Origin of the sequence: Bacteroides sp. AF39-16AC (genome assembly GCF_003602735.1) — a bacterium.
Taxonomy (GTDB): domain Bacteria; phylum Bacteroidota; class Bacteroidia; order Bacteroidales; family Bacteroidaceae; genus Bacteroides; species Bacteroides uniformis.
This window is the reverse complement of sequence record NZ_QTLN01000002.1, coordinates 121,741-135,174: the sequence shown is the minus strand read 5'-3', so window position 1 is coordinate 135,174 and position 13,434 is coordinate 121,741. Positions and strand designations below refer to the sequence as shown.

The 13,434-nt window shown below is 49.9% G+C and carries 10 protein-coding genes; 6 read left to right on the top strand and 4 right to left on the bottom strand.

All coding sequences use genetic code 11. The features are described 5' to 3' along the window. The first annotated feature begins 185 nt into the window (after positions 1–185). The 5 genes from DW039_RS02745 to DW039_RS02725 all read left to right on the top strand — a co-directional run bounded on the left by DW039_RS02745 (position 186) and on the right by DW039_RS02725 (position 6,411). A complete protein-coding gene (locus tag DW039_RS02745; protein WP_008665665.1) occupies positions 186–956 on the top strand; it encodes a ParA family protein in 771 nt (256 codons plus the stop codon). A 107-nt stretch (positions 957–1,063) separates the two neighbouring features. Beyond that, positions 1,064–1,948 (top strand): ParB/RepB/Spo0J family partition protein, encoded by an 885-nt coding sequence (locus DW039_RS02740; RefSeq protein WP_005824054.1) that lies wholly within the window; start codon positions 1,064–1,066, stop codon positions 1,946–1,948. Continuing rightward, positions 1,949–2,728, top strand: coding sequence for a DUF5683 domain-containing protein (locus DW039_RS02735; RefSeq protein WP_005824056.1), 780 nt, complete (start codon positions 1,949–1,951; stop codon positions 2,726–2,728). Between the two features lie 52 nt (positions 2,729–2,780). Beyond that, the gene (locus tag DW039_RS02730; RefSeq protein ID WP_200998832.1) at positions 2,781–4,076 is read left to right on the top strand and encodes a lytic transglycosylase domain-containing protein; all 1,296 of its coding nucleotides are present in this window, start codon (positions 2,781–2,783) and stop codon (positions 4,074–4,076) included. Positions 4,077–4,152: 76 nt separating this feature from the next. Further along, entirely contained in the window at positions 4,153–6,411 is a 2,259-nt protein-coding gene (locus tag DW039_RS02725; RefSeq protein ID WP_005824059.1) for a bifunctional (p)ppGpp synthetase/guanosine-3',5'-bis(diphosphate) 3'-pyrophosphohydrolase, read from the top strand. 17 nt (positions 6,412–6,428) lie between these two features. Here DW039_RS02725 and DW039_RS02720 read toward each other — a convergent pair whose 3' ends face one another. After that, on the bottom strand, positions 6,429–6,818 hold the full coding sequence (locus DW039_RS02720; RefSeq protein WP_005824060.1) for a MerR family transcriptional regulator: 390 nt from the start codon (positions 6,816–6,818) through the stop codon (positions 6,429–6,431). A 29-nt stretch (positions 6,819–6,847) separates the two neighbouring features. Then, on the bottom strand, positions 6,848–7,816 hold the full coding sequence (locus tag DW039_RS02715) for a M23 family metallopeptidase (RefSeq protein ID WP_005824061.1): 969 nt from the start codon (positions 7,814–7,816) through the stop codon (positions 6,848–6,850). A gap of 171 nt (positions 7,817–7,987) precedes the next feature. On the opposite strand from DW039_RS02715, the gene alaS reads away from it, so the two are divergent. Continuing rightward, positions 7,988–10,606: an alanine--tRNA ligase gene (gene alaS / locus DW039_RS02710; protein ID WP_119958077.1), complete on the top strand. Its 2,619-nt coding sequence runs from the start codon at positions 7,988–7,990 to the stop codon at positions 10,604–10,606. Between the two features lie 453 nt (positions 10,607–11,059). Here the strand turns inward: alaS and DW039_RS02705 are convergent, their stop codons facing one another. Beyond that, positions 11,060–11,869 carry a hypothetical protein gene (locus DW039_RS02705; RefSeq protein ID WP_005824063.1) on the bottom strand — a complete coding sequence of 270 codons (810 nt, stop codon included), beginning with the start codon at positions 11,867–11,869 and terminating at the stop codon, positions 11,060–11,062. 76 nt (positions 11,870–11,945) lie between these two features. Beyond that, complete coding sequence (locus tag DW039_RS02700) at positions 11,946–13,364, bottom strand: ATP-dependent RecD-like DNA helicase (protein WP_119958076.1); 1,419 nt, start codon at positions 13,362–13,364, stop codon at positions 11,946–11,948. Positions 13,365–13,434 lie beyond the last annotated feature (70 nt).

Here is a 13,434-nt window from a genome sequence, read left to right as displayed (position 1 = left end):
TATATTTGCCCACTAAACAGAGAAAGAACGCTTTACGCGCAATTTACAAGAAGAAAAACAGCGGTAAACGTCTGTGAGTTATTAACAAAACAGCCGACTTATCAACCGTTTTTGCAATCTTTCTCCAAATTTGTAGGCGCTATCCGGAATTATCACTTATTTCGCTGCCAATAAATATTGAGATTATGGGAAAAATAATTGCTATGGCTAACCAAAAGGGTGGTGTAGGCAAGACTACGACGACAATCAACCTCGCAGCCTCACTCGCCACGCTTGAAAAGAAAGTGCTCGTTGTAGATGCCGACCCGCAGGCCAATGCCTCCTCAGGATTGGGTGTGGACATCAAGCAGTCGGAATGTACTATCTACGAGTGCATTATTGACCGTGCAGACGTACGCGAGGCCCTTCATGACACGGAGATAGACACACTGAAGGTAATCTCCTCCCACATCAATCTGGTAGGTGCCGAAATAGAGATGCTCAATCTGAAAAACCGCGAAAAGATACTGAAAGAAGTACTCGCTCCGCTGAAGAATGAGTTTGATTATATCTTGATAGACTGTTCCCCGTCTTTGGGTCTGATTACGGTCAACGCACTGACTGCCGCCGATTCGGTAATCATCCCCGTACAAGCGGAATATTTTGCACTGGAAGGCATCAGCAAATTGCTGAATACCATTAAAATCATCAAGTCCAAGCTGAACCCTGCCCTCGAAATCGAAGGCTTCCTGCTGACGATGTACGACTCGCGCCTGCGCCAGGCCAACCAGATTTACGATGAAGTGAAACGCCACTTCCAGGAATTGGTATTCAACACCGTCATCCAGCGCAATGTGAAACTGAGCGAAGCTCCCAGCTACGGCCTGCCCACCATTCTCTATGACGCAGACTCAACCGGAGCCAAAAACCACATGGCACTTGCCAAGGAATTGATAAGCAGAAACGAAAAGAAGTGATTATAGTGGTTAGTGATTAATGATTAGTGATAAATACCATATTTACAATGCACAAACAAATCATCCCGTATGGTTAAATTGTAAATCGTCAAATAGTAAATAAACAGATGGCACAAAGAAATGCATTAGGACGCGGGCTAGACGCCCTCTTCTCCATGGATGAAGTAAAGACCGAAGGCTCCTCCTCTATCAATGAGATAGAGCTGTCGAAGATTACGGTCAATCCCAACCAGCCCCGTCATGAATTCGACCCGGTTGCGTTGCAGGAGTTAGCCGATTCCATCTCCGAAATCGGCATCATACAGCCCATCACCCTGCGCAAGCTTAGCGACGACGAATACCAGATTATCGCCGGCGAGCGTCGTTTCCGTGCTTCGCAGCTTGCCGGACTGACAAGCATCCCTGCCTATATCCGCACTGCAGATGACGAGAACGTCATGGAAATGGCGCTCATCGAAAACATACAGCGCGAAGACTTGAACTCCGTAGAAATAGCCCTCGCTTACCAGCATCTGTTGGAACAATACGGACTGACGCAGGAACGCCTCAGCGAACGCGTTGGTAAGAAGCGTACCACCATTGCCAACTACCTGCGCCTGCTCAAACTGCCCGCCCCCGTCCAGATGGGACTGCAGAACAAGCAGATAGACATGGGACATGCCCGCGCTTTGGTAACGCTTGGCGATCCCAAACTGCAAGTGAAGATTTTCGAAGAAATCCTGGAGCACGGGTATTCCGTACGCAAAGTGGAAGAAATCGTAAAGTCACTGAGTGAAGGCGAAAGCGTGAAGAGCGGTGGTCGTAAGATTGCCCCCAAGCGCGCCAAACTGCCCGAAGAATTCAATATGCTGAAACAACAGCTCTCGGGCTTTTTCAGTACCAAGGTGCAGCTAACCTGCTCGGAGAAAGGAAAAGGTAAAATCAGTATCCCGTTCAATAACGAAGAAGAATTGGAACGTATCATCGGCATTCTTGATACGCTGAAGAAATAAATGAGGAAAAAAGGAAGAATATATCAGTTAGCCATTGCCCTGCTGCTCTGTTTTTTACAGATGGCAGGGATTGCTATGTATGGTCAGGACCGTCCACGTGCCGCTTCCAAGCGTGCGCAGCGGCATCAGACCGATACACTCAACACCGTGGTGAACCGGGACAGCCTCACTGTTGCCGACAGTCTTGCAGCCGAAAACAAGCGGAAGATGCTGGAAATGACTGCCAGCCCCGACCTGAAGGAACAGCCCGTGCCTACAGACAGTCTGCAAAAGGCCATCGACCCCAAAAGGTGGGTACCTAATCCCACAAAAGCCACCTGGCTTGCCCTCGTCATTCCCGGCGGTGGACAAATTTACAACCGCAAGTATTGGAAACTGCCCATCTTCTATGGAGGATTTGCCGGTTGTGCCTATGCCCTTACGTGGAACAGCAAGATGTATAAGGACTATTCGGCCGCCTACAAGGATGCCGTAAATGGTAATTTCAACTCCAGTACCATTACCGACCTGCTGCCTCCCAACTATAACTATACCGAAAGCCAGCTGACGGAGACACTACGGAAGCGTAAGGATACCTTCCGACGATACCGCGACTTGAGCATCTTCGCCTTTATCGGTGTATACCTGCTGTCTGTTGTCGACGCATACGTAGACGCAGAGCTGTCCAACTTTGACATCACCCCCGACCTCAGCATGAAAGTGGAACCTGCCATAATCAACAGCCAGATGACTGGTTCCTCTAATAAGAACGTCGGCGTGCAATGCAGTTTCCGATTCTAAAAACGAAAATTAAAGCATAAATTATTACCTAATGACACACAAGGCCATATATATGAAAAGAATTATTCTCGGTTCCTCGCTTCTGTTTTGCGCCCTCTTCACCGCTCCGGCCATGCATGCGCAAGAAAGCGTGGAAGTGCTTATCCGCGAAAACGGCACGGAACGCCAGGAATCCATCGAGCTGCCCAAAAGCATGACCTATCCGCTGGACAGCCTGCTCAATGACTGGAAAGCCAAGAATTACATAGACTTGGGAAAAGACTGCAGCACCTCTACCGTAAACCCGATGTTCAGTGACTCTGTATACATAGACCGGTTGTCGCGCATGCCGACCGTCATGGAAATGCCATACAACGAGATTGTGCGCAAGTTCATCGACATGTATGCCGGACGTCTGCGCAACCAGGTTGCCTTCATGCTGAGCGCCTGCAACTTCTATATGCCCATCTTCGAAGAAGCGCTGGATGCCTACGGCCTGCCGCTCGAGCTGAAATACCTGCCCATCATAGAATCCGCTCTCAACCCTTCTGCCGTATCCCGCGCGGGAGCCTGCGGACTATGGCAGTTTATGCTCGCCACCGGAAAGATATACGGACTGGAAAGCAACAGCCTCGTAGACGAACGCCGTGACCCGATAAAGGCGACCTGGGCGGCAGCACGCTACCTGAAGGACATGTATGACATTTACAAAGACTGGAACCTGGTGATTGCCGCCTACAACTGCGGTCCGGGCACCATCAACAAAGCCATCCGCCGCTCGGGAGGGAAAACCGATTATTGGGAAATCTACAACTATCTGCCCAAAGAGACACGCGGCTACGTGCCCGCCTTCATTGCCGCCAACTACGTAATGACCTACTACTGCAAGCACAACATCTGCCCCATGGAAACCGACATTCCGGAAGCAACCGATACGGTGCAAGTAAGCCGTAACCTTCATTTCGAGCAGATTTCCGACCTATGCGGCATCAGCCTGGACCAGATAAAGAGCCTAAATCCCCAATTCAAGAAAAGCATCATCCCCGGAGAGAGCAAGCCACAGACGCTACGCCTCCCCATCAACTACATCAGTGCCTTCATTGACAAGCAAGACACCATCTATGCCCACCGCAGTAACGAGCTGTTCAAGAACCGCAGAGTCGTGGCCGTTTCCAATACACGCTCGACGGCACGTAGCAGCAAAGGCAGTACCGCTACGGGGAATGTCACCTACCACAAGATACGCAGTGGCGAGAATCTCGGCAGCATTGCACGGAAATACGGCGTCACTGTCAATCAGTTAAAAAGTTGGAATGGATTGCGCAGTACCAGAATCTCCGCAGGAAAGCGCTTGAAGATTTATAAATAAAGACATAAACGCTTGCCCGGTGTTGAAAATTGCTTATTTTTGCAAAAAGTGAAGTGAAGAAAGGAGAAAGCAGTATATGGAAGAAAATATAAGTCAGAAGGAAAAGGAAAAAGCCGAAGAGGAAATGATCGAACAGGCATTCCAAGAACTGTTGAACGACTATTTGGCCACCAAGCACCGCAAGCGCGTCGAAATAATAACCAAAGCATTCAACTTTGCCAACCAGGCGCATAAGGGCATCAAGCGTCGTTCCGGCGAGCCCTACATCATGCACCCCATTGCTGTGGCAAAGATTGTCTGTAATGAGATAGGACTGGGGTCTACTTCCATATGCTCGGCATTGCTGCATGATGTGGTGGAGGACACCGACTACACCGTAGAGGATATTGAAAACATCTTCGGTCCCAAAATCGCCCAGATTGTAGACGGGCTGACAAAGATTTCCGGCGGTATCTTCGGCGACCGTGCCTCGGCGCAGGCAGAGAACTTCAAGAAGCTGCTGCTCACCATGTCCGACGATATCCGAGTTATCCTCATCAAGATAGCCGACCGTCTGCATAACATGCGTACACTCGGCTCCATGCTGCCCAACAAGCAGTTCAAGATTGCAGGCGAAACACTCTATATTTATGCCCCGCTCGCCAACCGCCTCGGCTTGTACAAAATCAAGACAGAACTGGAAAACCTGAGCTTCAAGTACGAACATCCGGAAGAGTACCACGAGATAGAAGAGAAACTGGAAGCCACCGCCGTGGAGCGCGACAAGGTATTCAATGAGTTCACCGCTCCGATACGGGCGCAACTGGACAAAATGGGACTGAAATACCGTATCCTTGCCCGTGTAAAGTCCATCTACTCCATCTGGAACAAAATGCAGACCAAGCATGTCCCCTTCGAGGAAATCTATGATTTGCTTGCTGTCCGCATCATCTTCGAGCCCCGCAATATAGAGGAAGAGCTAAACGACTGCTTCGACATTTACGTCTCCATATCCAAGATATACAAGCCCCACCCTGACCGCCTGCGCGACTGGGTGAGCCATCCCAAAGCCAACGGCTACCAAGCCCTGCACGTCACCCTTATGGGTAACAACGGGCAATGGATTGAAGTACAAATCCGCAGTGAACGCATGAATGACGTTGCCGAACAAGGCTTTGCCGCCCACTGGAAATACAAAGAAGGCGGAGGCAGCGAAGATGAAGGCGAACTGGAGAAATGGTTGCGTACCATCAAGGAAATTCTGGACGACCCACAACCGGACGCCATCGATTTTCTCGATACCATCAAACTGAACTTGTTTGCATCGGAAATTTTCGTCTTCACCCCGAAAGGCGACCTCAAGACCATGCCGCAGAACTCTACGGCACTGGACTTTGCCTTCTCCTTGCATACCGACATCGGCAGCCACTGCATCGGCGCCAAGGTAAACCACAAACTGGTTCCCCTAAGCCACAAACTGCAAAGCGGTGACCAGGTAGAGATATTGACCTCCAAATCGCAACGCGTACAGCCGGAGTGGGAAGTGTATGCCACCACCGCCCGCGCCCGCGCCAAGATTGCCGCCATCCTGCGCAAAGAGGCGAAAGCCTATCAGAAAGAAGGTGAAACCATACTGAACGAATTCTTCAAAAACGAGGATATACGTATGGATGATGCTGCTCTGGACAAGCTGACCAGGCTGCACGGCTTCCACACCCGCGACGAGCTGCTCGTTGCCATCGGCAACAAACGGGTTGTGCTGGGCGATGCCGACAAGAACGTGTTCAAGGAAAAGCAGAACAGCAACTGGAAGAAGTTCCTGACCTTCTCCTTCGGTAACAAGGACAACAAGGATGCCAAAGAACAACCGGAAGAGAAAACACCGCAAGAGAAAATCAACACTAAGCAGATTCTGAAGCTGACGGAAGAGACCATCTCAAAGAACTATATTATGGCCGACTGTTGCCATCCCATTCCGGGTGACGACGTACTGGGATACATCGACGAGCAAAACCGTGTTGTCATCCACAAGCGCCAATGCCCCGTTGCCACCCGCCTTAAGAGTAGCTACGGAAACCGTATCATCGCCACCGAGTGGGACACTCACAAGGATTTGTCGTTCCTCGTCACCATATATATAAAAGGTATAGACAGCATGGGATTGCTGAACGAAGTAACTCAAGTCATCTCCCGCCAGCTCAACGTGAATATCCGTAAACTGACCATCGAAACCAACGACGGTATCTTCGAAGGAAAGATACAACTCTATGTACACGATGTGGACGACGTGCGCACTATCTGCAATAACCTGAAGCAGATACAGAATATAAAACAAGTGACGAGAGTAGAGGAATAAACGGAGTGGTATTTATTCTACTTCAGTCCTTGAATATTTTCCTTCAAGCTCTCCACATCCTCGTAAGTAAACTCATCCAATGCCAGTTTCATGCCTACCAGTTCTTCGCGGATAGCTCTCAGGCGATCTACGATTTCAAAGTTGCGTATCGTAGCTTCTTTATTGTCTTTCATCCGTTGGCGGGCGCCGGGCAAGGTCATTCCGCGCTCCTTCACCAGATGATAGATAAGTTTCACTGTCTCAATGTCCTCCTTACGGTACTGGCGTATTCCCCGCCCCCCCTTCTTCGGATTGAGTTGCGGAAACTCCTTTTCCCAGAAACGGAGCAGTGATTCGTTGACATCGAACATGGCAGCCACCTCGCTGATGGAGTAATATAACTTTAAATTCTTATCTGTATTCAGCATGATGTAATCCTTTCTCTATAAATCATCCGTCAATCAAGCACCTTACCATGATTCGCCGCAATCTGTATCATGCGGTCATAATCCTCGGCACTGAGATCCATGAAGTAGTAGTTGACGGGATTCACAACTTTTCCCTTAACGTGTACTTCGTAGTGCAAGTGCGGACCAGTACTCTTGCCCGTACTGCCTACCCCGCCAATGACCTCACCACGTACCACTTTCTTGCCCAACTTCGTCCGGAAATCGCGCAAGTGTGCATACACCGTCTGATAACCGAAGCCGTGGTCTATCACAATTCTGTTGCCATAGCCCGATTGCCAGCCCATCTGCACCACGGTGCCATCTCCCGTGGCATAGACATCCGTGCCCTGGGGAGCCGAAAAGTCCATACCCTCATGGAACTTGCTGGTACCATAAATGGGGTCGATACGCGTACCGTAACCCGAAGCGGTCTTACGGAGGTCTTTATTGGAAACCGGCTGTATGGCAGGAATGCAGCGCAGCATTTCATCATGATTCTTGCACATCTCCACCACATCGTCAAAGGAGCGGGACTGGATATAGAGTTGCTTGCTAATCATATCCATTTTCTGCGTGGTATTGATAACCAAGTCGGAGTTAGCCATATCCATCAGATGCTCATAGCGGTTGGTACCGCCGTATCCAGCCTGACGGATGGCAGAAGGAATAGGGTCGGCCATGAAAATCACCCGGTACAGATTGTCATCACGCTGCTGTATGTCTTGCAGCACTCCCATAGCCTCGTCCAGCCGGCGGGAGAGGACGTTGTACTGCGCCTGCAGTTTGCTGTTCTCCTTTCGCAACTCCTTCTCCGACGGAGAGCCGAAGATAAGCAGCAATACGATGAAACTGCCTGCACCCAGCCCCATACCGATGAACAAACGGCGGAGAATGCTCAGCGCCCGCTGCCTCACGGTAGGATAAATACGGTCGTACGTCTGCGTCTGGGGATTATAAATGTAGTAAACTTTGCGCATCTTAGGAAATATTTCGCTTGTCAATGCGACAAAAGTAATAAAAACAAGCTATCTTTGCACAGTTTTTTCAAGAATATTAAGACTAAGTAGCAAGTAGTTAGTAGTAAGAAACGGGCAAAAAACGACAAGAGAAGGTAAATCAAATTAGAATCAGATAAATCAATAGAGAGTATGTTGACTGCAAACGAAATCAGAGACTCTTTCAAGAGTTTCTTCGAAAGTAAAGGTCACCAGATAGTGCCTTCGGCCCCGATGGTGATTAAGGATGACCCCACGTTGATGTTCACCAATGCGGGAATGAACCAGTTTAAAGATATCATTTTGGGCAACCACCCGGCGAAATACAAAAGAGTTGCTGACTCGCAGAAATGCCTTCGCGTAAGCGGAAAGCACAACGACCTGGAGGAAGTGGGTCACGATACCTACCACCACACCATGTTCGAGATGCTGGGCAACTGGTCGTTTGGCGACTACTTCAAGAAGGAAGCCATCTCCTGGGCATGGGAGTATCTGGTGGATGTATTGAAACTCGACCCTAAAGACCTCTACGCCACCGTATTCGAAGGTAGCGCCGAAGAAGGACTGGAACGCGACAACGAAGCCGCTTCTTACTGGGAGCAGTTCTTGCCGAAAGACCACATTCTGAATGGCAACAAACACGATAACTTCTGGGAAATGGGTGATACGGGACCGTGCGGTCCGTGTTCGGAAATCCATGTGGACTCCCGTTCGGAAGAAGAGAAGGCCAAAGTACCCGGCAGCCAGCTGGTGAACAAAGACCACCCGCAGGTGATTGAAATCTGGAACCTCGTGTTCATGCAGTTCAACCGCAAGGCGGACGGTAGCCTGGAAGGACTTCCCGCCAAGGTTATCGACACCGGCATGGGCTTCGAGCGACTGGTGCGCACACTGCAAGGAAAGACCTCCAACTACGACACCGACGTATTCCAACCGATACTGAAAGCCATCGGAGACATGGCAGGCAAGAAGTATGGCGAAGATGAGAAGTCGGACATCGCCATGCGTGTAATTGCCGACCACATCCGCACCATCGCCTTCTCCATCACCGACGGACAGCTTCCGAGCAATGCCAAGGCAGGTTACGTCATCCGTCGTATCCTCCGCCGTGCCGTGCGCTACGGTTACACGTTCCTCGGACAGAAGCAGGCATTCATGTACAAGCTCCTCCCCGTACTCATCGAGAACATGGGCGCCGCTTATCCCGAACTGGATGCACAGAAGGAACTGATTGCCAAAGTTATCAAGGAAGAAGAAGACTCCTTCCTCCGCACCCTGGAGACGGGTATCCGCCTGCTGGAAAAGACCATGGCAGACGCCAAAGCCGCCGGCAAGAACGAAATCAGCGGAAAGGATGCCTTTACCTTATATGATACCTTCGGTTTCCCGCTCGACTTGACGGAACTGATTCTCCGCGAAAACGGCATGACTGCCGACATCAAGGAGTTTGACGCCGAAATGCAGCAGCAGAAACAGCGCGCCCGCAATGCCGCCGCCATAGAGACCGGTGACTGGATTACGCTAAAGGAGGGTACTACCGAATTCGTAGGATATGACTATACGGAATACGAAACATCCATTCTGCGCTACCGCCAAGTGAAGCAGAAGAACCAAACCTTGTATCAGATTGTACTGGACAAGACTCCGTTCTATGCCGAAAGCGGCGGTCAGGTAGGTGACACCGGTGTATTGGTGAACGAGTTTGAAACCATCGAAGTGGTAGACACCAAGAAGGAGAACAACCTGCCTATCCACATCACCAAGAAGCTGCCCGAACACATGGAAGCTCCGATGATGGCATGCGTGGATACCGACAAGCGTACCGCTTGTGCCGCCAACCACTCTGCTACCCACTTGCTGGATGCTGCGCTGCGCGAAGTATTGGGCGAGCATGTAGAGCAGAAGGGCTCTTTGGTTACACCGGACTCCCTGCGTTTCGACTTCTCACACTTCCAGAAGGTGACGGACGAGGAAATCCGCAAGGTGGAACACATCGTTAATGCAAAGATTCGCGCCAACATACCTTTGAAGGAATACCGCAACATTCCTATCGAAGAAGCCAAAGAACTGGGCGCCATCGCTCTGTTCGGCGAGAAGTACGGCGACCATGTACGCGTTATCCAGTTCGGTTCTTCCGTAGAATTCTGTGGTGGTACGCACGTGGCTGCAACCGGAAACATCGGTATGGTGAAGATTATCTCCGAAAGCTCCGTGGCTGCCGGTGTGCGCCGTATCGAAGCCTACACGGGTGCACGCGTGGAGGAACTGATGAACACCATCGAGGACACGCTGCACGACTTGAAGGCGCTCTTCAACAACGCACCCGACCTTGCCGGAACCATCCGTAAGTATATTGACGAAAACGCCGGACTGAAGAAGCAGGTAGAGGACTTCATGAAAGAGAAAGAAGCACAGCTGAAAGAAAGACTGCTGAAGAACGTACAGGAAGTCAATGGCGTTAAAGTCATCAAGTTCTGTGCTCCCCTGCCGGCAGAAACAGTGAAGAACATCGCCTTCCAGCTGCGTGGCCAGATTACGGAAAACTTGTTCTTCGTGGCCGGAACAGAAGCCGAAGGCAAGCCGATGCTGACCGTCATGCTGAGCGACAACCTTGTGGCAGGTGGACTGAAAGCCGGTAACCTGGTGAAAGAAGCCGCCAAACTTATCCAAGGCGGTGGCGGTGGCCAGCCCCACTTTGCAACTGCCGGCGGTAAGAATGTTGATGGACTGAACGCTGCCATTGACAAAGTATTGGAATTGGCAGGATTATAATCGAAAATAATTGGCGAAACACTTGACATCGCCTCTGCGATGTTGTATATTTGTAACGTCATTTTTTAGATATTTAAAAATTAAACTACCGGGAAAGGAGGAGCATTGCTTCTCCTTTTCTTTTTACCCTCCACAGTATTCCATTTGAAATGCCACATGCCGGCTCCCCAAACTCCACACCTTACCATCCTAAATGCCACACCTTAGCAAGTGAAATGGCTGGCATTTACCCTCCAAAGCCCTGGGGTTTCCGTGAAAAGCCCTGAGGTTTGGGACAGTGAAGTGGAGGGAACGGATGATTAGTCCAGAACAAACAGACAATACATTCGAAGCAAACGAATGATGCATACAGAACAGACAGATGATGCACAACAGAAACAAAAACGGGAAGCCTAAGCCTCCCGTCTGTTAATCTTTCGTAAATCTACTCTTGACAAGATTTCCACTAAAACCTTATTCCATCCGAAGTATAAACATTTCGCGATAAACTACCAGTGCACCTTCGGGCAGCAAACTGGAAGGACAGAAAGGAGTTACATTTTCCGCAAGTACACATTTACCATTTCCCGAGACCGTCCGCGTAAAGAGCCTCTTCTCTCCATTATAAGTAAACTGCCACAATGCATATGTATCTCCGTTCTCATCTTCCACTGGAACTGTCTCGTATATCCCCATTAGCGGTTCCTCCTCTTTTCCCGTCGGATAGATTTCCAATACACCTTTCCACATACTATTGGAGAAATCTTCGGGCACCAACACATAATACCCGCCATCCTTCACCCAAGGACGCTCGGCAAGTGCCTTAGAAACATCACCCAGCAGTTCCGTCGGTGCACCACTACTGATACCATACTCGAAGCCCATTTTCGTCAACGTATATTGCCTACGACCTTTCACCGTGATGCGCAGTTGTGTTTCCTCACCGGAACCATCCATCACCTTCACAATCGTCTCCCCCTCTGCCAGCGGATGAATCTTGATACGCTGATACCCGTTGACATCATCGGTAAAAGTCACGGAAGCCACCGACTCGTGCTCGTTAATCACATTATAGGAACCGTCGCCGCCGTCAATGCCCAGCACTGTATCTTCGTTTGTTTCAGAAAGATAATAAGAAAGATTGGACACCAGATTGTCACATGTCCCAATCTGGTAGATAGGCTCCACACCTTCGAAAAGTACCATGCTTCGGTAATCGTCCTCGCAACCGGAAGCGGTAAACAGCAGTGCTATCAAGGCAAAGAGAGAGTATAGCTTCTTCATACTTGTTCAGTTATAGTTGTTCTATCTACAAAAATACAAAAAATGCCGGAATACTGCATCGGTACCCCTCTCTTTTTCAAACTATTTGTTCTTCCGGATAGTTCACCAAGTAGAGCGTTCCCGTGACACGGGTAAAGGCGGTGTAGAGCCAACGGAAATAATCGGGTGTCAGGTATTCATCCGTCATATACCCCTGGTCCAGAAAGACATTCTTCCATTGCCCGCCCTGCGCCTTGTGGCAAGTCACGGCATAGGCATACTTCACTTGCAAGGCGTTGTAGTACGGGTCTGCCTTCATCTTCTTCATCCGCTCGCGCTTCACGGTGATGTCGGCATAATCTTCGAGGACGGAGTAGAAAAGCCGGTCGTTTTCTGCCTTGGGCAGCGCAGGCGAGTCGGTATGCAGCGTATCGAGCAGCATGTTCACTTCCAGTTCAAAGTCGTTATAGTCGGGAAAGACCAGCGTCACGTCTGCAAAGCGGAAGCCATACAGCTCTCGCGTACGGCGCACGCGGCGCACCACGGCAGTCTCACCGTTGGCAATGAAATCCATCTCCTTCTCCTTTTCCGTCCAGAAGTAGTTATTTTTCGCCACCATCAACAAATCACCGGTGTTTAATTCATCCTCACGCCAGAGAATCTGCGCACGGATGCCTTTGTTGTAGATGTTCGCCCTCTTGTTGGAGCGGCACACCACGATAGTTTCATCCAGCCCGTCATGGTCGTAGCAAGAGCTCAGCGTTTCTATCAGCTCATTTCCGGGCAGAACTTTAATGTCGGCAAACCCCGAAACCTTTATCTTTGGCAGGCTGTAGCAATCGTCTTCCGCTATCAACTGCCTCAGGCGGGTGGCATTCCACAAAATGCCCGACTGCTGCTCCTGGCGCACCACCTGCGTCAAGTCCACCTCCACCACTTCCAGCCCGTAGCCTTTCAAGGCATCGGCAAAGAGGGCAGGGCTCTGCTCCTCCCCCACCGGCGGCAGCTGTGCCGTATCGCCCATCAGCAGCAGGCGGCATCCCTGGCCGGAATAGACAAACTGCACCAGGTCGTCCAGCAACCTGCCCGTGCCGAACATGGAACCGGACAGTCCCTCATTGGAAATCATTGAGGCCTCATCCACTATATATAAAGTGTGAGTTGTCAAATTATCGTTCACAGAAAAATTGCTCAGCTCATTGGAGAAAGATTGCTGTCTATAAATTTTTTTATGAATTGTAAACGCCGGATGCCCCGCATACGCCGAGAAAACTTTTGCCGCCCGTCCGGTCGGTGCCAGCAATACCGACTTTTGTTGCAACTTATCCAACGTCCGCACCAAGGCACCGACCAACGATGTTTTACCCGTCCCCGCATAACCACGAAGCATAAAAACCACCTCGCTACGGGGTGACAGAAGGAACTCCGATAAAGATTTTACAGCAATTTCTTGCTCAGGAGTTGGTTGGTAAGGAAAATTTTCCTTAATTTGCCTTTCTAAATAGTTATTTATCATTTTTGTAACAGAAAAAAGTAAAGGGAACTATCGTTTTTAAATTAATTTCTTTTATTTTTGCGGTGCGAAT